We start from the raw sequence: 20,583 nt of genomic DNA, 5'->3' as shown, positions 1-20,583 counted from the left end.
CCTCGTTACAGGCGCATCCAGATGTCCAGATCGGTGTTCATTGGCGCGTAGCTAATCATCACGGAGTCAGCCAGGTTCGGAGACTTCGTGCCGTCCGGCTGCTTATCCACGATGATTTTGCCCACTCCGTTGATTGAATAGGTCGGCTGTGACAGCTCGATCACGAGCTTGTCCTTATTCGCCATTTTGCTGCTGATCGAGATGATTTCGTCCGGGTTGAAAGCCATGCCCTCAACTACGGCGCGGTAGGTGTTCTGGAACAGCTTGCGCAGGTACCACCAGCTCTGTGCTTTGGCGTTAGCGAAGAAATCCTTATTCAGGCGCGCCGCCTGGCCATTGTCACCGCGCACCGCTTCATCATCCGGATCGAATACCGCGCCGCTGCCGCGAAACGGCGTTGCCAGAATCATTGGCCGCCGGGCTGCCTTCCGCAGTTCGTTGATGGCGCGCGCGTCGCCGCGAACACCGGCGCCGAGGCCATCTTCATCAAAACGGAACTCCTCGAGGCGGTCCTCTTCACAGTAGCCGAACACCTTCTCTACCGATCCGTAAATGTCACTGCCCACACCAGACCACTCGCGGACGTTCTCCAGCAGGAAACCATGGCGAGTAGAAAAGGCGTTTTTGTCGCGGCCTTCGTCGGCAACGTCCATCGCACCCAGGCGTTTACCGGTTGGCTCAATGCCAAGTTTTACGTGTGCATCGATAGCAGCCTGAATCCAATCGTTCGGGATCAGCACGCCCTCAGCCGATGCGGCATAGTTGAGGTCGAGTTCCTGCGCCACGACAACGGGGTTATCAATCTTCTCGCACTCTTTGCGGTACCACTCATCATCCTTTCGCGGGTCGCTGCGCCAGTGGAATGTGAACACCGGGATGCGGCCACCGTGGCGCTTTTGCGCAAATGGGTTCGCCATACCGTTGACCGACGATAGGTCGATACGGCAGCGGGTCGTCTGCGACAGCGATGCCTCAATCAGCATGGGACGCTGCAGGAACGCTGCCTCATCCACGAAATAAAGTGTGGTACGGTCACCGCGCCCGATGTTGTCGCCAGCCTCACCCTTCAGAACAGCGCCGGTTGTCGGAAACTCAACGCGCATGTATGGAGCGTGTTTCTTTGCGTTCCAGTCGCCGCGAAACTCCACCGGGAGCATCTCCACGAATTTACGCGCTTTCCAGAACAGCGCTTTCGGGTCGCCGGTGCTGTCGACATACTCCTCTTTGCGGGAGCCGAAGCCGATCACCATTTCTTTGTTGAAAAGGCACATCGCACAGGCCAGGCCGATTGATGTCCAGCTCAGCCCCATCTCGCGGCTTTTCTCGGTGATGCCGTTTTCATGGTTGCCGCGCCGGTCCATTATCCAGTGGATCCACTCCACCTGTTTTGGGAACAGCAGGAACGGGATGGACACGGGCAGCCCGAAATCGAGGTTTCGCGGGTCGGTGGTGATGCCCCAGTCAATGATGAACTGGGCCGGATCGTCACGGTAAAACGTTCGCAGCGCCGGCAGCACTTCAGGGTTAGCGCGGATACGCTGTAGCCGTTCCATCCGCCATTCAAACACCTGCTTATAGTCAGGGTTCTTGAAATTGAATGGGAATGGGATTGGCATAAATAATCCTGATATAACTAATAGGCTCAAACATCTGGAGAGGTAAAATGGAAAAAAGAATTGAGAACAGGTTAATGCAAATGACCTATGATAGTTCTGCTCAGGTTAGGGCCGCTGCCGCAACTGCTTTTGGTGAAAGTGGTTATAAAACAGATGAAATAACTGACAGACTCCTTCAATTGTCCGATGATAGCTCAGCCGAAGTAAGATCAGCAGCAGCTATAGCTTTAGCCCGCATAGGTAAAAAATGATTTAAGTAAGCTGGCTTCCGAGCCAGCTTTTAATCCTCAACGCAATAATCTACAGATCTCAATTAATTTCCCCCCCCCTATTTAACATAAGGGGTGTTACCCGCACTGGCGAAACAGCACTCACGCGCAGTTAGCTGCCAAAGGCGTATTTCATGATGAATTCATTAGGGAAAAGCTGAAAACGGACTGCATAAACGGTGCATAAAACAGGCTCGAAAATGCATAGCCCTAAAACATGACGAAATCGCTGTTTTCACCAGTTACCCCATCATCTTGCGGTAAAGCTCCGCCGCCTCCTCTGATGACAGCGAAACCTGCTCGGTCTGAATTGGGCCACCCTCAGGCCCGCTTATTTCGGTTTTGCTCTTCAGCATTCCGAGATGTTGGGCGACCATCTTAAGCGCCTCATCCTGATCACGGGTGATGATTTCAAGCCCGAATTTACCCTCTTTGATACCGGCGAACAGCCGGCGCGCAGCGCCAGACGCATCACGTGTGTCATGAAAAACCGGGCGGCTCAGTCCAAGACCATTACAGCGAGGGCATTCAGGGTTTGGGTCGACAAGCGCATCATAGCCATAACCGCCGGTGTCCACCGGTGGCCGCTGCTTTTTCTCGATCGCCTCCATGCGCTTCTCTTCGAACTCGACCATATCCCGCCACTGATAGTTGTGGCCGAAGCCCCAGCAGTAACGGCAACAGTAGCGGTGCAGCTCGGTCAACTGTGTAGCATCGGCGGTCGCTATGTCCCACCACCATTGCAACACTGCGTCCTGAGTGATCTGCGTGCGCCGTGCGCGGGCATCCATCGCATCACGCACAGCAGCGGCGACCTTAGCATTTCTTAGCAGCCGGGAGGCGTTGACGTATGCTGTATTGCCCTCCCCCTTATAGCCAGCGCGCTTATATGCTGCTGTCCGGTTCAGGTCGATGAGATACTCCTCAACGAACCGGATCTGCATATCGTTCAGGTCATAGCTGCGCAAATCAATTTCGTGCGCTTCTGCCTGCGCATTTGCGCTAAACATGCGCTGCGCAGGCGCACTTTTGCGCAGTGGTTCACGCGCAGATTGCTGCGCAGACGGCTTTTTAATGTACCGGCGCGCAGATGAGTAATTCAGTTCCTGCGCTTCGCACCAGTCTTTGGGGGATATACCGGTTTTGGCATGCTCGGACAGGAACCGTTGTTGGAGGCTCCCCCAGTCCGGTTTTGCCATGTTTACTCCTAGTGCCAGAAGTGAGTAACGAAATAAGGGGTTGCATAGCGGCTTTTATATGCTCAATACTCAATCCGCCTTTGGTGTTTTTTTGAATTTCCCCATTTTTTCCGAAATTTAAAAGGATTGAATATGACCGCTTTCAATATGCACATAATCAGCAATGCTCTTGAGATAAATGCCCCATCTCTAGCCAGAGCTTACACGGCCACCATCAAAGAAATGGCTGAAGACTATGAGCAAAGGGGATTATTGAGGAAAATTTTAAAATTCTCAGGTGATGAAAATGAGCAGGTCATCACCTATGCAGAGTTAGCTATCACCCTTAAAGGCACCTACCGCTTTGTATTCCGCGATACAAAAATGTTCCTAAAGTGGACGTTTAAACACGATCAAAACGATGAAACCCAAGACGTTCTCACCATGCTGATTGATGATGATGGGATCATCTTTGTTGGTGATATCGACTCTGGGGAGGTATTGAATTACAACGAGGGTAACCTCGCCTTTAAAATTTTTGAGCGCATAACAAAAGCAGCCTACGACAATAAGCTTTTTTATTAAAAACTCAGGGCGCATCCATGCGCCTTTTTTTACAGGTATTTCTTCGCCAGTGCCTTCAGCTCGTCTTTCGCCGATGCACCCAACTGAAGTACACCGCTCTCTACAAAATAAAGTGCTGCTTCGAAGTCGTGAACGCCCTCTTTCACTTCTGCTGCAGGGGTAGCTGGTTCAGCCGGTGCTGCCGAGGGCTGATGGAGGGTAGCCGGCAGTGCGGTTTCAGTCTGCTGTACGGTGGTTCCTGTGCCGGTGCTGGCGTCAGTTAATGGCTCAGACATTTGGTTGCTCTCTCTTCTTTGGGATGGATAAACAGGCTTTTCAGCCAGGTCAGGAATTTGGTCATTTTTGCCGTTCCAGTTCGATTTGCCTGATGGCGGCTAACTTGCCGTTTGCGCTCTCTATAGTGGTCAGCAACGGGTCGATCCAGAGAACGGCCTGGCAGTAAGTCAGCGCGCCGGCGGCAGTGGTGGTATCACTGGGCTGGTTAACGTCTCTGGTATCTTTACGCATTGCACTGGCACGTAAACGGTTCGCGTAGTCGAGCAGCCGGCCAGCGATAGCAGCAGGAACAGGCAGATCACAGGTTTTTTCAGTGACAAGGATTTTTCGGTATTCAATTTCCCTCTCCTCTGAATCGGCCTGGCTGCTTGTTGCGCTTTGCTGCGCTGCTGAGGCAATAGTGTTAAACCGGTTGAACTGGAATGACTGGGTGGCGATTACTGCGCTTTGGGTGGCGCCTTCCTGCGTAAGCTGGGCATTTTGCTGCAACAAAAGCGCTTTCGAGGATGACTGCAGCTTTACCGTGACGCAGAGCGCTATGACCACCAGCAGAAGAACTGCGATGGCAACTGCATCCCATTTGATGCGACTTAATATCATTCATCCAATCCCCAGCAGGTCAGCTCTGATTCCTGGTCCCGACGCACTATCTGGCCATAACACCCGTTCGAACGAATACGGCAGTCTCTGCCCCCGTCAAATATCCAGCTCTTAATCGCTGCACATGCGCCTTTACGGTCACCGGCGTTAAGCTTTCGGTAAAAAGTTGATGGGAAGCATTTGCCTGGCCCAATGTTGTAAGGGCAAAAGGAAGCGATGCCGGCAATCTGCGGCTGCGTAAGCGGGACGCGGACATTGCTTTTAACCCACGCAATGGCCTTTTCCTGCTCTATGCGGTTAACCCTTTCGCACTGCTCAGCGGTCATTTGCATGCCAGGCAAAACGCGAACACCATTCACCGACGTTACACCGCGACAGATGGTCCATATTCCCGATCCATCCTGATAAGCCTGAAGTCTGTTACCTTCCTTTTCATCCAGGAACTGATCGAGAATTGTCGATGCCCCGGCACCTGATAGGATGAGAGCGATTACGGCTTTACTGAGGCGGCTCTTTGCCTGCGGTGATATCGCCATGGCTATTCTCCGCGAACAACAGTCCTGCCTTCATAAGCCGCCTTCTCAATAGCTCTGGTCTGCCGGCGTTGGAAGTAGACGTTTGTGAAGAACGTAGCGATACCGATTACGATACCGCTGATTACTGCAATCTTGTTCCAGTCGAGGTCATGTATCCATTGCGACACACTGCCTCCACAAACAAGTGTTCCAGATACGCAGTAGCTCACTGCGGAAGCAATTTTGTCAGGCATAATTTTCATATCCACCCCACCATAGGGGACTTGTCCAAATAGGAATTGTCTAAATATTGAACAGGACAAGCCCGGTTAAGCTTCATCTTGTCGAGAGAGAAGCCCCGCCTTGCGCCGTTGGGTAGCAGCAGAAAATATCCACCTGAGTGCGAATTTTTTTATGCAGAAAAGTCGCCCGCTGCCACACAGGGGAATTCATAAAGTCACGTCGATTAGCAGGGGCGAAAACGAAAAAACCCAGCTCGAAGGCTAGGTTTAGAATATGGTGCCGGTTGCAGGTTTCGAACCCACGACATCCTGATTACAAATCATGCGCTCTGCCATCTGAGCTAAACTGGCGAGTATAAAAAAGGCGCTGCCAATGCAGCGCCTGGTAAATCTTTATCTGCGGTGCCGGGTGCCTCCCGGTGAGATAGCAAACCCGAAAAAGTCCATCCCGTGCGACATATCAAGCCTTAGGCTTATCCGGATTCCACCCCTCCGCATAGGGGGATTCACCGCATTAAGCCTATTATAAATAATAGGAATATTCTTAAGCAAGAGCTCGAATAAAGTTCTATCTGAATCACGAATAAACAAAAAGCCCCATCATAGTGACGGGGCTTCCGGCCTGACATGAGAGGAATGATTGGACCAATGAACTGATCACGTCAGGCGACTATTTTTTTACAAAATCACTTTCCTGATGTCAAGAATACAAAAACGCCCGCAGGCTGGTGAGGCCGCGGGCGCTTTTAATTATTCTCATTTTTTTGCAACTGACCGATTTCTCTGCTGATGAACAGCACACAGAAATCCCATCATTGGCGAGATATTGGGCCATTTTCGTCACGGCGTCAATACATCGGATTTATCTTAACCTGAAAAAGTGTTTACGCCGCGGTTGCTGGTGACGCGCTGTAGCATCTGATCAGCATGCGATTCTTCCCGGTGGCACTGGATAACCAACAGCTCATAGAACGGTTTAAAGCTGCGGCGCCAGGTCGGCTCACTGACAGTCATGACGGCAAATCCTACCGCGCGGCGCACCACCTCAGACGGCAGCCGCGCATAGCCCCGCCCTGTACACTTCGGGCAGGTTTTCATCACAGGCACGCCCTGCAGATTGCTCTGCTCTTTATCGAGCACCAGGCCTTTGCCGTGGCAGCGGCAGGCGTTGCTGATCACTCCTTTCCCTCCGCAGGATGAACAAAGCGCCCGGACAACCTCTCGCACATCGCGTTTAACCTCATAGCTGGACGGAATGACATCTTTCACGCCCCAGCGGATTGAGGTTCTCATCACCTCCCTGGCAACAAAAGGCGTGTGCGCCTTAGTGCTGAACACTTCCGCCTCCCTGAAGCCGGTGCCATTGCAGCAGGGGCAGGTACGCGTGCTGGCAGCACTGCGCGAATAATCCTGGTACGCGAACGTTGCGAGCAATTGCACCAGTCCACGTTTAGTCTCTTCAGCGAGTTCGGTGATCGCCCGGTAGCGCGCCGACTCTTTAACGCCAAAATCAGTAAGCATCTCCACGGCGCGGTCACTACTCGTTACGCCGTGCTTTGACAGAAACAGCTCAAAACCGAAGCGTGCCTGCGCTTCAGTGAGACCAAAGGATGCCATCACATCCGTAATGGTGTGGCTGTCACTGGCCGTAGCCCGTGGAGAATCGCTTAACTGAGGCGACTTAGGCGCAAAAAATTTAATGGAGTTTTCGAGGTTCATGGTGATTCTCCTGTCGTAATCAGTTGTGGTTCCCGTTCAGGCAATGCTCTCAATGCGTATCTGCCCCCTCTCTCCCCATATTTTGGTGATCCGCGCATCCCACACCGCGCTGTCATCTTCAAACACGGCATCCATCAGCGCCTTATGCAGGTTATCGACGTCAGGTTTTTGCTGGTGCGGCCGCCCGACGTGCTCTGCCCGCTTCTTCTTGCTCCAGCTGTCGGGCATGGGAATAACAAACGTGATCCGGCAGCCGCTTTCCGGCAGCATTACACCGCGGAGACGCACCTCGTCTTTAAATGCGCGGTAACGCATAACCGCCGGACGCTGCGCCCACCGATCGCGATTCGTCTGCCGGGGCTTGCCCAGCGGCGTGATGTCATACATCTGGTTCAAAAGTCTCTCCTCTTAGTGGCCTCGCCGCGCGCCGGGCGTTCGTGTGCAAGCTGAGCGGCTTCCATCTGGTCGATGTCCTTGAAATGGCCGTTGTAAAATTTCTGGTAGGCAACACCCTGCGGCCCATGGCGGTTTTTACCGACGATGATCTCCGCGATGTCTGATGCCGGGCTGTCAGGGTTGTATACACCGTCGCGATAGATGAACCAGATGCCGTCCGCATCCTGCTCTATGCTTCCGCTGTCGCGCAGATCCGCATTAACCGGGCGCTTATTCGGTCTCTTCTCTACGTCGCGCGACAGCTGGCTCAGACAGACAACAGGCGTTTTCAGCTCCATGGCCATCACCTTCAGACCGCGCGAAACTGCGCCAACGGCCAGATCGTTACGCTCTGCGATCGGCTTTTCGATGAGCTGCAGATAGTCAGCCATGATGAGCGAAGTGCCGGGATAGCGATTTTTATGGCGCGTGGCCACAGCGCGGATCTGTTCGATGGTGAGGTTCGTCGCGTCCACCACCCAGACATCGAGGTTTGCCAGGCGCTGAATGCCCATGGAGATGCGGCCCCAGTCCTCGTCGTTGAGGTGGTTCGCTTTGCGCAGCATCGAAACGGATACACTTGAGGCGTTGGCCAGCTGGCGCTCGACAATCTGCTGCCCCTGCATTTCCATGCTGAAGATCAGCACGCCGCGCTTAACCTGCTCGCTACCGAGTGTCACAGAACGATTTGCCACCGCTTCGGAAATCTTCAGTGCCAGCTCGGTTTTCCCCATACCTGGCCGCGCCGCGATGATGATCAGGTCGGTTTCATTCAGGCCACCGGTAATGTCATCGAGAGGTTCAATGCCGGTTTTCACTGTGTAGGATTCGTCCCCGTCACTGACGCGCTTCTCAAGAACGTCCATATAACCATCGAGCAGCTCGCCGATCCGTTGCGGTACTACTTCATCGGCCGGCCGGTTGATTACGGACAACTGCCGCGTAAACTCCTGGATGCTTTCCAGCGCGCGCTCGCTGTTTACCGCCCGGGTAATGCTGTCGTAGTTCTCTTCCATCAGCCGCGTAAAACTGCGGATGCAGTACATTTCATTGAGTTTTTTAGCGTAACCCTTGATGTTGCGCGCCGTAGGCGTTGATTTGGCAGCTTCCATCACATCAGCAAACGTTCCAGGCTCATCACCCATGGATTCAGCCACCAGCAGCGAGTCGATCATCTTGTGATGGCTCGCATGACGTCGAATCTCCCGGTAAAGCCGCTGATAAAACGGGTGCGAAAACGCCTCAGGATGAACGGTGCTGAGTACGTCCTGTGCATCAGGAGTCAGGCCGCCAATCAGCAATGCGCCACACACACTGGCTTCGACATACAAATCAATCACAGTGTGCCCTCCCGTACCGCGCGCAGTGTTCTTGGCTGCATCAGGTAATCGAAGCTGGCGCGCCAGCCGGTACCATCCGGGCCGCCAAAGTGGAAATCTCGCGCATCAGCCATGAACGCGCTGAAATATTTGCGGAACGCCTCAACGTCCTTTTTCGTCATGTGGCCCACCAGCGCACGGATAGCGTTTTCACGATCGCGGTCAAGTTCTGCAGCGGCCAGACGGCCTGCCGTGATTTCATTCCACGCATCGACCACAGCAGCGCAGTCGATATCAACGGCGTTCTGGCTCCAGACAGTCGCGTCGGCCAGGTAACCATCGAAGCGGTTCACCCGGCAGATGTTGGCCGGCTTGGCCACGGTATCGTTGCGGCGCTTCCACGTCTGGGCTACCCAGCGGATCACCAGCTGCAGGTCCGCGACGGTGTAGGCATCACGTGCACTGCGTTGTGTAAGTAAAACGGCAAAGGCTTCTGCAGAGCGGCAGGCAGAGCCTGTTACCTGGTTGTAATACTCCAAGACCTGTTTTGCCTGTGATAAAACTTCTTCCGAAAACTCCCCCCTAGGGGATTTAGGGGGATCTGTATTTACTGTCTTTGGAATAATGTCTTTGGTGTCCCCCTGTTTTGAGGGATAACGCTCCCCTAAATTGAGGGGTTTTTTATCCCCTGATTTGGGGGATTCTCCCTCATTTTGAGGGATACGCCATTCAGAGACGTTTTTATTGGGCCCAAACTGGCGACCCTGCTGGATCAGAATTTTCATTGAAACCAGTTGCAGCTTGGCTTCGTTGCAGCGCTTAACGGGGAGTTTGGCGATACTGGCGATCTGCGAATCGCTGATGCGGTCCATTTTTTTATTCCATCCATAGGTTAGCCGCAGAACAGCCAGCAGCACTTTAAACTGGCGCTTCGTTAAATCGGCACCGGCATATTCTTCCAGCAGCATGTTGGCCAGCCTGGAATACCCATCATCGGTATCGGCCACGCGCTGCTCCTCACGCTCTTTGTGAGCGTTGAAATTGATGATCTCGGCGGTATTACTCATGGCCATCACCCTCGCGCTGCAGCTGCTTAGCATGCTCAAGTGCATCACGAAGGCGCGGCCCGACGCCGGGCGCGTACTGGCGCACAAGCTGATTGCGCACCATGTCTTTATGTACAGTGGTTTCTGCTTGCGGTTTACGGCGTTTCTGTCGCATAATTGACCTCGCTTTCCCAAAGCAACGCTGTATCAGGCTGATCAGTTCCCGCTGTTCAGCCTTCCCCTTCAAACTCCCTGAAATACCTCTCGAAATACCACTTCGGTACGCAGCACTCGTGCGGATAATCCGGGCGCCTGAACAGCACACGCCGTTCCTGTCTGTCGTAACCGAGGACGTGAACAACGATGCCGCGACGATCGCGGTACTTTTTACTGGTCTGAACGAATCTTTCATTCACCCGTTTCCCCGCCCTGTGTGCGGAGATGGTCCAGCATGCCAATCAGGCATTGCGCCAGCTGCCCAGTCTCATCCCCTTTGAAGATCACCATTCCGGCCGGCTGCTCATAGCCTATGGCCGCCAGTAAGCAGCTGGCCTTCTCGACCAGACCGCCGCGGCTTTGCCAGCGGCTCACCTGGGATTTATCAACCCCGAGTTTCTTCGCAACTGCCGTCACCCCCTGAGCGGCGATGCGGCTGACAATCTCGCTTTCGATATCACGCGCTTTGTTGCGTGACGTTGTGTTTGAATCCATTGATATTTTTCCTTTATCGACTTTTTATTGAACAGGCGCTCCAGCACTGCTGGAGCATTCGCAGTGGAATGAATGCCCTTCACTCAGTTTTGGTTTGCTGGATGTACCGCTGCGGATAAAGAATCTGCATCTCGCTGATCTTCCCCTGGAAGTAACGAGATATTTTTTCGGCGGTTTCGATAGAGGTGACCTGGATGCCGCGTTCAATGCGACTCAGGTTTCCGACATCGATCTGTACAGCCAGCGCGACCTCACTGATGGTGAGCCCATTCGCTTCACGCATTCTTCGCAGCGGTGTTCGCATATTTTGCATATTACGCCCTCATTTAATGCGCTGTACGCATATTATTGCATCCGCATAATTTGCGCAACACGCTTTGCGAGTGACGCATAAATGGTTTCAAATGGACCAATGAACGTTGGAGAAAAAATTCGCCAAATCCGCAAGGCGAAAAAAATGACCCTTAATGAACTGGCATTGCTGGCGGACAGCGATGTGGGGAACCTGTCGCGCTTAGAGCGCGGTAAACAGGGTTACAGTGATGCGCAACTAAAAAAAATTGCCGCTGCGCTTCAGGTGCCAACTTCCGACCTATTTTCATCCAATGATGTAAATGATACTGTGGATTCATACAGTGTTGTTTCGCTAACTAATGCGAGGAGGGATGATGTATATAGGGTTGATGTGCTTGAAATATCCGCCAGCGCCGGAAATGGTTCACCATCTAGGGATGTGGTGGAAGTCATTAGATCTATTGAATATGATCCCGAACAAGCGAAGCTGATATTCGGCTCCGCACCTCAGGAAATGGTTAAGCTCATCAACGTTCGCGGCGATAGCATGCAGGGGACAATCGAACCCGGAGATCTGATATTTGTAGACCAACGCGTCAATTACTTTGATGGGGATGGTATATATGTATTTGATTTTAATGGGGATACTTATGTTAAGCGCTTGCAAAAAGTGAAAGCCGACCTGCTCGTCATCTCTGACAACACTAAATATCGTGAATGGACCATCAACCCTGAAGAAGCCGAAATGCTCCATGTATCTGGACGCGTTATGCTGAGTCAATCGCAGCAGTTCCGCCGTCACGGTTAAACCATCCGCTCAACCGTTCAGCCCGCTTATGCGGGCTTTTTTGTGCCTATCGCAAAAAAATCACAAATTTTAATTCTCTTCGATTCAAAAGGTTAAATAAAAACCAACCTGATGAAATCTCCCACCCTAAAATATGCGCTTGACGCATATGCGTGTGACGCAATATATTCACCTCACAGCACGACGCAGACCAACGCTGAGCGCTGACGCTCTTTAACAATCGAACCAGATATCACCGCGCTGGCGGCCGAGAGGCCCGAACTCAGCACCCTGGCATCCCCTGGCTCTACGGGGCTAAGGCATCCCAGGCATGCGGCGGACAGTGTGGTGATTCAGTTTCTTTTGAGCTGCGCCCATAGGCAGTGAGGCAGTCATAGCCGGACGGCTCCGCCGGGACTTAGGCTGATAGCACGCTTCGGGCGCAGCATCAAAACGAACTGACCATTTCAGCGAAAGAGGAAATTGATGATGGATGAAGCATATGAAGCCTACTTCGAAAGCCTGAGTGAAGGCGATGAGGTATTAAGTTTTGACGAGTTTTGCGCAGCATTGGCCCCGTCTCAGCAGGATTAGCGCCTGACCAGGGCAAGCCCGGAGTACCGCAGCTACATGTTGGGCTTAAAAGTAAAGGCGGTGGATAAGCCGGGCATCATCCCGGCACACAACAGGTAAGAGCACTTTCGCCAAGCGGGGCTGAAAACCCGGAGAGTAAAGCCTTGAGGGGTCGCCTGGTTGAAGTTCAGAGTGCTCTGACCGTTGTGGTGAATTGCAGTCAACAGAGACAACCAGAAGATCAGCGCCTGGCGCCACACCCACTAAATGCTGTGTGTAGTCTTTAGCCCCCGCCTCGGGGGCATTTTTTTGACTGCGGATCAGCTAACCGAGGAAATCCCATGCACATCATCCCCAAACTGACGCGGCAGCGCCTCGGCGAACTGCCCATCGGAACGCCGATCCGTATCGGTAACCAGAGCGTGATTTTCAACGGCTGCAGCATTGAGGCGGATTACAAAGGCGTCGATGACACATTCATCAACTTCATTGATGAGGATGGCCAGCACCGGCGGTTCAGCGAGTGGGTAGTTTTGCAGTCCGGTACCGAATTCATCGATTCAGAGCTGTGCGATTACTGCGGCCGCTTCCGGCGCCCCGGTGATACAGCCCTTCGCTTAATCCAGTTCTGGAACCGCACCGAAAACAAAATTTTCTGCGCAGACAGCCAGTGCGCACACCGCTATCAGCAATCAATTCGCGTCCCGGCGAGCCGCCTGGGAGTTAAACGGAGAAACTATTCATGAGCCCCATTGAACGCCTGCAGTTTCGCCACCGCCTGACTGGCGCCGATTTTCACCCGCGCCGCCGCCACTGGCTGGTACCGGTCATTGTAGCCGCGCTTGTCGTTGCAGGGATGTGCGCCGGATGGATGTAGAAACCATTATCCCGACCGATTTCGCTATCAGCGAAGCAATGCGCAATCTCGCGATGAGCACCGTCCTCGCCATATGCGAACAAAACCACTTAACCCCGGCGGACCTGCAGCAGCTGGCAAACCAGCTTGCGCAGCGCGATGCGAACGCCGACGCCCGAACAGGAGCCCTGAATGTCTGCAGTTATTCGCGTGATCGACACTGAAACCACCAGCTTTGAAGGCGCCGTGTGTGAGATTGCCAGCATCGATATTGTCGATGGCACGCTGTGTAACCCGATGAGCGACTTCGTTAAGCCGCCTGAGCCAATCACTACCGCTGCGATGGCAGTACACCACATCACCGATGCAATGGTCGCCGACGCGCTGCCGATTGATAACGTGATTGGCCGCTATCTGGGCGCATCTGTTTATGTCGCGCACAATGCCGCGTTTGACCGCCCCAAGCTGCCGCAAATCACGGGCCCCTGGATCTGCACGCTCAAGCTGGCGCGGAAGCTCTATACAGAGCTGGAAAGCCATTCGAACCAGTACCTGCGCTATCACTTCATGCTTGATGTCGAAGTGCCGGAACAACTACACGCGCACCGCGCGCTTTATGACTGTTATGTCACGGCTGCGCTGCTGCTGCGCCTGAACCGTGAAGCACGTTTTACGATCGCCCAGATGCGCGACATCTCCGCGCGCCCTTCCCTGCTGCATGCTATGCGTTTCGGTAAGCACAAGGGCAAAACGTTCGAAGAGATAGCCGCCAAAGATCCCGGCTATCTACGCTGGGCGCTGGGAAATATGGAACTGGATGAAGACCAGACATTCACTATGCAACATCATCTGCAGCAAGGAGGCTGATATGGGTATCCCGGTCCTAATTTTGGGTGACTCAGGTTCAGGCAAATCGGCCAGCCTGATGCATCTAAATCCCGATCATGGCTTCCTGATCAACCCGGAAAATAAGCGTCTGCCCTTCAAATCCAGCGGCTGGAAGCCACGCGATTTTGCCGCGAAAACCGGGAATGTTTTCTTCACCGATGTGCCTGGCGATATTTTGCTGATCATCAGCCATGCGCGGCGCGCCGGTAAAAAGTTTGTCGTGGTCGACGATTTCCAATACGTGATGGGCAACCAGTTCATGCGGCGCCGCAGTGAAAAATCGTTCGAGAAGTTCACTGAAATTGGCGGCGGCGCATGGGATGTGATCCGCGCGGCGCAGGCAGCCGAAGATGACCTGATTGTTTATTTCCTCGCGCATACCGAAGAAACGCCCGCCGGCCGCATCAAGATGAAAACCATTGGCAAGATGCTGGACGAGAAAATCACAGTTGAGGGCATGTTCAGCATTGCCCTGCGCACCGGCGTGACGGATGGTCGCTACTACTTCACCACGCAGTCTGATGGCACTGACCCGGTTAAATCGCCGATCGGTCTCTTTGAGCAATTTCAGATCGACAACGACCTGAACGCCGTCGACGCGGCGATCCGGGACTATTACGAACTCAATGACGGAGCTACCGCATAATGCAAAACCCTATCTTCATCTTCGATCCGGACTCAGCAAAAACCTCTGGTCCGGGTGGCGCCACTGAAACCGGCGCGTATACGGGCAACATCCGCACCGCGCTGTTTACCAATGGCCGCGATTCGCAGTCGCAGTCGATTGAGCTCTCAATGGATGCGGACGTGGGCGCCATTAATTACCTGCGCATTTCATACATTGGCCGTGATGGCGCCCCGCTAAAGGGGGGCACTGCGATGATCAACGCCATCATGGGCCTCACCAACACCAAACAGCTGTTTGCTACTGAGGTTCAGGGCGAGAGCGGTCCGGAAATGCATTGCCGCGAGCTTGACGGTAAGCCTATCGGGTTTGTCCTGCAGAAGGTGCTCTACACCAAAGGCGATGGCGGTGATGGCTATAAATTTGAGATTCGCCAGGCCTTTGGCACAAAGACCCGCAAGACCTACAAAGAGGCGATGGAGAATCTACCCGCTGAAGCGGTAGATAAGCTGCTGACTACGCTTTCAGATCGGGATGAACGCCAGCCGCATACCCACAGTGGCATGGCACATACACAGGCAAATCAGCCGCGATCAATGTTGGGAGGCCCGCAGACTGGTGGCACAGGCAATACCTCGCGGCTGGCGCAAAATGCCGGCGGCCGTGGTATGCAGCAGCAACCGCAGCCGGATTTCGACGATGATATACCCTTCTAAAAGTGGTAATATTCAGGGTTAATTTCGGCCCTGAATAATTTCATCAATCATTGCACCCAAGGTTGTCTGTTGAACACGAGAATAATAGTTCTCACGTAATAAAATGATTATTCCGGGATTCAGATTAGCCCATTCATCTTCAATCTCACTTAATAAACTTAACAATCTTTCTCTCGGATTATTAATACAATGAAAAATAGCCAGCTGATATTGATAACGCTCTGCCATATCAGTGAGCTTTCGAAGATCGTCATATAAATCAGCAGCGTATAGTGTAGCCACTTTGACTTCCATTGTGGCTACTTGGTTATTAAAATTATTGGGAGTGTGGAATATGAAATCAGGAATCCTTTGCTCACCTAATGGACGCACTTCATAGAAGTCAGCTTGCTCCCGAGTAATTATTCTTTTAACAAGTTCAGAATGAAGGAAAATTTCTCTCAACGGCCCATTTTGTCTTTCGTAAATATGCATCCTCACTCTTATAAGGTGATAAAGCTCATAGCAATAGACCCTTTCAGAAAAACCGAAATAACCATCTCCTACTTGCTGCACTGCCCAGCGTAACCATTCAAGAAAGCGTTCACCCATTTTATTCCCTTATTGAGGACAGATAATGTGTTGGATTATTACACAATCAGGAATGCGCTTCGACTTCAACAACCTGTCAGCTGATGCCATCTGTATTGAAGATATCGCCTGCGCCCTGTCTAACCTGTGCCGCTTCACTGGCCACGTTCAGGACTTTTACAGCGTGGCGCAGCACTCGGTTCACGTCAGTTATCTGGTACCGCCTGAGTTCGCGCTGGAGGCGTTGCTGCACGACGCGGCTGAGGCTTACTGCAACGACATTTTCGCACCGCTGAAACAGCTGCTGCCAGATTATCGCGAGCGCATCGGTTCGGTTGAAAAAACGATCGCCGGTAAGTTTGGCCTGCCAGCGCACATGAGCGCTGAGGTGAAAGAGGCTGACCTGATTATGCTGGCCACCGAACGCCGCGACCTCGATTTAGATGACGGCACACCATGGCCGGTTCTCGAAGGTGTAGAGCCAGCGGCGTTTCTTCTTTCTCCGCTTAATCCGCGGCAGTCGCGCGTTCTCTTTCTGCAGCGTTTTTACGATCTCAACGGGGGTAATCATGATTAAAAACCGCGCCCGCGGCGTTCCGGTCGATTCCTGCGCTTTAATGTGGATGCACCACCGGCGCGCCAGCGGCACCCTAATCAAGTTTGACGAGGGCGATTATTACGGTCATTTCAGCCGCTGCGCAGCAAGAATATTTTATGATATTAATAGCATTGATGACTTGCTTTAGTAGGTATATATTTAATTTACATGAGGGGTTTAAATAAATTTATCTATGATTAGAAGAGGTGTTTATGTCAAGAACCGTCTGGGATGAACCAAAATTAAAAATTCTCGACAATATAATGCAGTCAATTGAATGTCATCAATGCAATTCAGAAACTAACCACAAAGTTTTGACTAATGCAGTTTTTTCTGTAAGTTATTATACAGATGACGAATATGATAACAGCATGGATGCCAGCACTCGCATTGAAATTATTCAATGTCAAGGCTGCATGTCTCCCTCTGTGAGATTCTCTTCGTGGGATAGCGAAGCAGTCGATTACCATTCTGGTGGTGTTGACCCAATTATCACATATGATTTTTATCCCAAAAGAAAACAACTTGTTGTCTTTGATAAATCATATGAACTTCCCTCAGCATTACAAGATCTCTATTCCGAAACTATCAATGCAATAAATAATGGAAGCCCTACCATTGCTGGGATAGGTATTCGCGGGTTAATTGAGACCATTTGTAGGGAAGAAAATATCGCAGGTGATAATCTTGAGAAGAAAATAGATAATCTTTTTAATAACGGAAAAATAAGCAATGATAGCAAAGCAATACTTCACTCCTTAAGAAAGATATATAATAAGTCAGCACATGAATCGTTCAAACCTAGTAAAGAACAGCTATATGTTTCTCTTGAAATTATTGAATTACTAATGAAGCAATTATACATCCACTCTCCTTTGGCAAAAAAACATTTTACTCAACAATAATTATTGTCTTACATCAAACCATCCATTAAGAAACCGCCAAAAATGGCGGTTTCTTTATATGAGGTCAAAATGTCAGTTCACTGGCACGGCGGCCCAATCTGGGGCGATAAGCAAACGCCAACTGACTGGTTAATCAAAGCACTTTACCGCGATGGATGTTCCCTGGTTTCATTTGCCCGGCCAGAGCAGATGAAAAAAATAGCGAACATTCCCTGCCAAATCTGGCTCGACAACGGCGCATTTTCACGCTGGAGCAAAGCAAAAAAGACAAGGAAGGTTGTCGATTGGGATGCGGTATGGAACCAGTATTACGATTTTGTTGGTGGCTGGTTTAGCCGAATCAGTTGGTTTTTGATACCGGATGTCATTGAGGGCAGTGAAACGGAAAACGATGCGCTAATAAAGCGCGTTCCCCCTTGGCTTATGGAAAAAGCCGTTCCGGTTTGGCATTCCGACGAGAGCATTGAACGCCTCATCAGGCTAGCAACACTTTTCCCGCGAGTGGCGATCGGATGTTGTGGACCTCACCGTATGATTCGTACAAAACCATGGGAAAAACGAATGGATGAGGTATTCCGGGAAATCTATATCACCCGGGAAATGGATGTGAAATTGCATGGGCTGCGCATGCTTGATGTCAGGGTTTTAAGCATGTACCCATTCGCCAGCGCCGATTCAACCAACGTAGCGGTAAATGTACCTCTTACTGAAAAACGATTCCCAGAAGTCACTGACAAGCTTGAGCGCACAGCTGTGATGCGCGCTGCTATCGAAACCGTTTATCCACCAACAGTAAGCGAATGGCTAATGAAAAAATCCAGCGAGCCTCTGCAGGCCAGCTTCGACTTTTAAGGCTCCCAACTAACGCCATGAAAAATCGCATCCGCGCGCACTACGCGCGCCACCAGACGTTTTATGAAGTCACCGCCATTGCTGGCTTTTGGATCACGCTGCTGATCGCAGCCCTAATCGTTGAGGCATATCTTAAATGACAGAGGTTAAGCTCAACCTTTATTGCGCGGCGCTTGAGGCGCTGCGTTCCCAGCCTACCCACAAACTGAACCAGATTGGTGATCAGTGGCGTTCGCCAGACCGTCTATGGTGGGGCATCAATTCGCTTTATGGGCCTTTCGTACTCGACCTGTTTGCGGATCGCGACAATAACAAAACCGAGGCCTATTACAGCGCCGAAGATAATGCCCTGACGCAGAACTGGTCAGAACGCCTGGCGGAACTTAACGGCGTAGCGTACGCAAACCCGCCATACAGCCGGGCCAGCATGCACGATGACGTTTACATCACCGGGATGCGTCACATCATGGCTCACACAATGGCGATGCGCGAGCTGGGTGGGCGTTACGTCTTCCTCATAAAAGCGGCCACTAGTGAGGTGTGGTGGCCGGAAGATGCGGATCACATTGCCTTTGTGCGCGGGCGCATCAGTTTCGACCTGCCAACCTGGTACCGGCCAGCCGATGGTCAGCCAGCTGAATCATCCGCCGGATTCGGCGCGGCGATCGCGGTATTCGATAAGAAATGGCGCGGACCAGCGTTCGATTACATCAACCGCGACGATTTGGAAGCACGCGGTGCCGCTTTTATGAAGCAGATAGAGCGCGCAGCACGCAGGCTTATCACTGCGACAGCAGAAACAGATCAAGAGGATGATGATGGGCCTGAACCAGAAAAACAGGAAATCTGTGAAACAGAAGTGCCGCTGACCAAAGAGCGGATCATCTCTGAGAGTGGATTTGAAGTGTGGGCATGCGCAGCGGCGGCATTTGGTGATCTTCCATCTTTCACCTTCAGCCAGTCAAAGTTTGCACACACTTGGGCTGCTGACAGCATCAATGATCCTCAATTTACTGCAGTGCCCAAAGAGACAGTAGATAAAGCAGTGAGGATTATTGAGGCGCAGGCAGATGCAATTATTCTGACTGAGTGGGTTAAAGCCAGCTTCGATATTGATAGCCACGAAGAACTGCTGGAACGACTGGGCAAAGTCGCGGATGAGTGCCGCGCTAAATACCAGATCAGCATGCCAGATTTCATCCACACCATAGAGCAGTTTGAACACACCGCCTTGGGCAACATCAGGGTTTTACGGGCAACAGTCCGAACTGCACTCACAGTTACTGAAAACCAAACCGCCTCATTCACTTGATGTTGCCATACAGTCACATACCACCCGAATAAACCAATTTGTTGTCATATTCCAACACTATGAAGGAGTAATTCATGGCAGAAGTAACGCTTATCAAAGAAAAAGAGGTGATGGAGAAATTGCAGATCACTTCCCGCACCACCATGTGGAAGTACTGTGAGTGCTACAACTTTCCAAAGCCGGTACGCACCCATCCGAAAGCTTATTTGCTCAGCGCCGTGGAAGCATGGATCATCAATGGGGGAATAAATCAATATCGATAGCCACTTTCAGCCCTGACTTTTAATGCAACTTCCAAATCATTTGCCAAGCTAATGTATTTTACAACATCCTCTTCAGATACATCGAAGTCAATTTCATGAGCAACACGATTTCTTATGGCAAGAAGATCCTTAATTAGTGGATATTCATTTGGAGATAAGGCCCCCACATTAATTAAATCATTCAACATTCTGCCAGGAGTGACGCGACTTCTCCTTACTGAAGAACTCATGCTGATGCCTTTATCTAAATTGTAGTGTTGATACAATTTATAAAGCTGAGCATCTAGGTTTAACCACGCAGAGATGATACTGCCTCTTGGATCAAGGTTTGCTTTTACTTGCTGATCTGGACTTATATTTTCAATTTGGTTGTTATCTACTACATCAGGCAGGTCACTCATCTCAACTTCACTTCCTCCCACGGAGAATTTTCTAACCCTCTTAATTAGTTGTGAAATCTCATCTCTAAATTTTAGTAAAACAACAAATACCACTATCGGCCAAGCAAGGTTGGATATAAGCTTAACAATCAAATCTAATATAAATTTAAAAAAGTCACTCGTAGATTCAACGTCTTTTTTATTGGCTTCATTATTCTTTTCACAACTCCCGGGAAAGGGCTGGACAATCAATTGAGTCACCTGAGTATTTAAATTGTTATTTTCATCTGTGTCGTCATTTATCTTTATATCATTTGCGATATCTTTCTTTTTTGTTTGACTTTTTACAGGTATGGTTTTTTTAGGTGTATAACAAACCATATTCTCCGAAGAATAACCTGAACCCGAAATAACAATTAATAAAATAACAGCCAAAAACAATTCCTTTTTCAT

30 protein-coding genes and 1 tRNA gene are annotated in these 20,583 nt (G+C 51.2%); 15 read left to right on the top strand and 16 right to left on the bottom strand.

Translation table 11 applies throughout. From position 1 onward, the window contains the following. Window positions 1-5: 5 nt before the first annotated feature. Complete coding sequence (locus tag MXF20_RS11295) at window positions 6-1,616, bottom strand: TerL protein (protein WP_325969433.1); 1,611 nt, start codon at window positions 1,614-1,616, stop codon at window positions 6-8. A gap of 47 nt (window positions 1,617-1,663) precedes the next feature. On the opposite strand from MXF20_RS11295, the gene MXF20_RS11290 reads away from it, so the two are divergent. Then, entirely contained in the window at window positions 1,664-1,867 is a 204-nt protein-coding gene (locus MXF20_RS11290; RefSeq protein ID WP_325969432.1) for a HEAT repeat domain-containing protein, read from the top strand. A gap of 260 nt (window positions 1,868-2,127) precedes the next feature. Here the strand turns inward: MXF20_RS11290 and MXF20_RS11285 are convergent, their stop codons facing one another. Continuing rightward, window positions 2,128-3,084 carry a terminase small subunit gene (locus MXF20_RS11285; RefSeq protein ID WP_325969429.1) on the bottom strand — a complete coding sequence of 319 codons (957 nt, stop codon included), beginning with the start codon at window positions 3,082-3,084 and terminating at the stop codon, window positions 2,128-2,130. 132 nt (window positions 3,085-3,216) lie between these two features. Here MXF20_RS11285 and MXF20_RS11280 point away from each other — a divergent pair, with 132 nt between their 5' ends. Next, window positions 3,217-3,648: a hypothetical protein gene (locus MXF20_RS11280; RefSeq protein ID WP_325969424.1), complete on the top strand. Its 432-nt coding sequence runs from the start codon at window positions 3,217-3,219 to the stop codon at window positions 3,646-3,648. A 29-nt stretch (window positions 3,649-3,677) separates the two neighbouring features. On the opposite strand, the gene MXF20_RS11275 is transcribed toward MXF20_RS11280, so the two are convergent. The 12 genes from MXF20_RS11275 to MXF20_RS11220 all read right to left on the bottom strand — a co-directional run bounded on the left by MXF20_RS11275 (window position 3,678) and on the right by MXF20_RS11220 (window position 10,824). Then, window positions 3,678-3,923: a hypothetical protein gene (locus MXF20_RS11275; protein WP_325969421.1), complete on the bottom strand. Its 246-nt coding sequence runs from the start codon at window positions 3,921-3,923 to the stop codon at window positions 3,678-3,680. 61 nt (window positions 3,924-3,984) lie between these two features. Further along, entirely contained in the window at window positions 3,985-4,524 is a 540-nt protein-coding gene (locus MXF20_RS11270; RefSeq protein WP_325969419.1) for a hypothetical protein, read from the bottom strand. Then, window positions 4,521-5,060 carry a lysozyme gene (locus MXF20_RS11265; protein WP_325969417.1) on the bottom strand — a complete coding sequence of 180 codons (540 nt, stop codon included), beginning with the start codon at window positions 5,058-5,060 and terminating at the stop codon, window positions 4,521-4,523. The genes MXF20_RS11270 and MXF20_RS11265 overlap by 4 nt, the downstream gene beginning before the upstream one ends. Before the next feature lie 2 nt (window positions 5,061-5,062). Next, window positions 5,063-5,302 (bottom strand): phage holin, encoded by a 240-nt coding sequence (locus tag MXF20_RS11260; protein ID WP_325969415.1) that lies wholly within the window; start codon window positions 5,300-5,302, stop codon window positions 5,063-5,065. Window positions 5,303-5,556: 254 nt separating this feature from the next. Then, window positions 5,557-5,632: transfer RNA gene (locus tag MXF20_RS11255), tRNA-Thr, on the bottom strand. A 516-nt stretch (window positions 5,633-6,148) separates the two neighbouring features. After that, window positions 6,149-7,000: an antitermination protein gene (locus MXF20_RS11250; protein ID WP_325969411.1), complete on the bottom strand. Its 852-nt coding sequence runs from the start codon at window positions 6,998-7,000 to the stop codon at window positions 6,149-6,151. A 36-nt stretch (window positions 7,001-7,036) separates the two neighbouring features. Continuing rightward, a complete protein-coding gene (locus tag MXF20_RS11245; protein WP_418936849.1) occupies window positions 7,037-7,387 on the bottom strand; it encodes a RusA family crossover junction endodeoxyribonuclease in 351 nt (116 codons plus the stop codon). 5 nt (window positions 7,388-7,392) lie between these two features. After that, on the bottom strand, window positions 7,393-8,775 hold the full coding sequence (locus MXF20_RS11240; protein WP_325969406.1) for a replicative DNA helicase: 1,383 nt from the start codon (window positions 8,773-8,775) through the stop codon (window positions 7,393-7,395). Next, entirely contained in the window at window positions 8,772-9,821 is a 1,050-nt protein-coding gene (locus MXF20_RS11235) for a replication protein (protein ID WP_325969404.1), read from the bottom strand. Before MXF20_RS11235 ends, MXF20_RS11240 begins: the two co-directional genes overlap by 4 nt. A 209-nt stretch (window positions 9,822-10,030) precedes the next feature. Beyond that, a complete protein-coding gene (locus MXF20_RS11230; protein ID WP_224481643.1) occupies window positions 10,031-10,216 on the bottom strand; it encodes a DUF4222 domain-containing protein in 186 nt (61 codons plus the stop codon). Further along, entirely contained in the window at window positions 10,209-10,511 is a 303-nt protein-coding gene (locus MXF20_RS11225) for a CII family transcriptional regulator (protein WP_315313068.1), read from the bottom strand. The genes MXF20_RS11230 and MXF20_RS11225 overlap by 8 nt, the downstream gene beginning before the upstream one ends. A 79-nt stretch (window positions 10,512-10,590) precedes the next feature. Next, window positions 10,591-10,824, bottom strand: coding sequence for a helix-turn-helix domain-containing protein (locus MXF20_RS11220; RefSeq protein ID WP_390950597.1), 234 nt, complete (start codon window positions 10,822-10,824; stop codon window positions 10,591-10,593). A 99-nt stretch (window positions 10,825-10,923) separates the two neighbouring features. Here MXF20_RS11220 and MXF20_RS11215 point away from each other — a divergent pair, with 99 nt between their 5' ends. The 6 genes from MXF20_RS11215 (at window position 10,924) to MXF20_RS11190 (ending at window position 15,250) form a co-directional block, all read left to right on the top strand. Next, complete coding sequence (locus MXF20_RS11215) at window positions 10,924-11,613, top strand: helix-turn-helix transcriptional regulator (protein ID WP_325969399.1); 690 nt, start codon at window positions 10,924-10,926, stop codon at window positions 11,611-11,613. An 893-nt stretch (window positions 11,614-12,506) separates the two neighbouring features. After that, window positions 12,507-12,911 (top strand): hypothetical protein, encoded by a 405-nt coding sequence (locus MXF20_RS11210; RefSeq protein WP_325969398.1) that lies wholly within the window; start codon window positions 12,507-12,509, stop codon window positions 12,909-12,911. Between the two features lie 121 nt (window positions 12,912-13,032). Next, the gene (locus tag MXF20_RS11205; RefSeq protein ID WP_224481639.1) at window positions 13,033-13,245 is read left to right on the top strand and encodes a hypothetical protein; all 213 of its coding nucleotides are present in this window, start codon (window positions 13,033-13,035) and stop codon (window positions 13,243-13,245) included. After that, window positions 13,214-13,888, top strand: coding sequence for an exodeoxyribonuclease X (exoX, locus tag MXF20_RS11200; RefSeq protein WP_325969393.1), 675 nt, complete (start codon window positions 13,214-13,216; stop codon window positions 13,886-13,888). The genes MXF20_RS11205 and exoX overlap by 32 nt, the downstream gene beginning before the upstream one ends. A gap of 1 nt (window position 13,889) precedes the next feature. Next, a complete protein-coding gene (locus MXF20_RS11195; RefSeq protein ID WP_325969391.1) occupies window positions 13,890-14,555 on the top strand; it encodes an ATP-binding protein in 666 nt (221 codons plus the stop codon). Continuing rightward, the gene (locus MXF20_RS11190) at window positions 14,555-15,250 is read left to right on the top strand and encodes a hypothetical protein (protein WP_325969390.1); all 696 of its coding nucleotides are present in this window, start codon (window positions 14,555-14,557) and stop codon (window positions 15,248-15,250) included. The genes MXF20_RS11195 and MXF20_RS11190 overlap by 1 nt, the downstream gene beginning before the upstream one ends. 18 nt (window positions 15,251-15,268) lie before the next feature. Here MXF20_RS11190 and MXF20_RS11185 read toward each other — a convergent pair whose 3' ends face one another. Beyond that, on the bottom strand, window positions 15,269-15,841 hold the full coding sequence (locus MXF20_RS11185; RefSeq protein WP_325969385.1) for a hypothetical protein: 573 nt from the start codon (window positions 15,839-15,841) through the stop codon (window positions 15,269-15,271). Between the two features lie 25 nt (window positions 15,842-15,866). On the opposite strand from MXF20_RS11185, the gene MXF20_RS11180 reads away from it, so the two are divergent. The 7 genes from MXF20_RS11180 (at window position 15,867) to MXF20_RS11150 (ending at window position 19,750) form a co-directional block, all read left to right on the top strand. Next, window positions 15,867-16,397 carry an HD family hydrolase gene (locus MXF20_RS11180; RefSeq protein ID WP_325969383.1) on the top strand — a complete coding sequence of 177 codons (531 nt, stop codon included), beginning with the start codon at window positions 15,867-15,869 and terminating at the stop codon, window positions 16,395-16,397. Continuing rightward, the gene (locus MXF20_RS11175; protein ID WP_325969382.1) at window positions 16,390-16,566 is read left to right on the top strand and encodes a hypothetical protein; all 177 of its coding nucleotides are present in this window, start codon (window positions 16,390-16,392) and stop codon (window positions 16,564-16,566) included. Before MXF20_RS11180 ends, MXF20_RS11175 begins: the two co-directional genes overlap by 8 nt. Before the next feature lie 64 nt (window positions 16,567-16,630). Then, the gene (locus MXF20_RS11170) at window positions 16,631-17,323 is read left to right on the top strand and encodes a DUF4145 domain-containing protein (protein WP_325969381.1); all 693 of its coding nucleotides are present in this window, start codon (window positions 16,631-16,633) and stop codon (window positions 17,321-17,323) included. Between the two features lie 42 nt (window positions 17,324-17,365). Next, window positions 17,366-18,175: a hypothetical protein gene (locus tag MXF20_RS11165; RefSeq protein WP_325969380.1), complete on the top strand. Its 810-nt coding sequence runs from the start codon at window positions 17,366-17,368 to the stop codon at window positions 18,173-18,175. Window positions 18,176-18,192: 17 nt separating this feature from the next. Next, window positions 18,193-18,315 carry a hypothetical protein gene (locus tag MXF20_RS11160; RefSeq protein ID WP_325969379.1) on the top strand — a complete coding sequence of 41 codons (123 nt, stop codon included), beginning with the start codon at window positions 18,193-18,195 and terminating at the stop codon, window positions 18,313-18,315. Beyond that, window positions 18,312-19,487, top strand: coding sequence for a phage N-6-adenine-methyltransferase (locus MXF20_RS11155; RefSeq protein WP_325969377.1), 1,176 nt, complete (start codon window positions 18,312-18,314; stop codon window positions 19,485-19,487). Before MXF20_RS11160 ends, MXF20_RS11155 begins: the two co-directional genes overlap by 4 nt. Window positions 19,488-19,561: 74 nt before the next feature. Continuing rightward, window positions 19,562-19,750, top strand: coding sequence for an AlpA family transcriptional regulator (locus tag MXF20_RS11150; RefSeq protein ID WP_325969375.1), 189 nt, complete (start codon window positions 19,562-19,564; stop codon window positions 19,748-19,750). On the opposite strand, the gene MXF20_RS11145 is transcribed toward MXF20_RS11150, so the two are convergent. Next, complete coding sequence (locus tag MXF20_RS11145) at window positions 19,738-20,583, bottom strand: hypothetical protein (RefSeq protein ID WP_325969373.1); 846 nt, start codon at window positions 20,581-20,583, stop codon at window positions 19,738-19,740. The genes MXF20_RS11150 and MXF20_RS11145 overlap by 13 nt on opposite strands.

It is taken from the genome of Pantoea dispersa (assembly GCF_035783935.1).
In the GTDB taxonomy this organism is placed as follows: Bacteria; Pseudomonadota; Gammaproteobacteria; order Enterobacterales; family Enterobacteriaceae; genus Pantoea; species Pantoea dispersa_C.
Note: the sequence above shows the minus strand (reverse complement) of the source record. Positions and strands in the feature narration are given on the sequence as shown.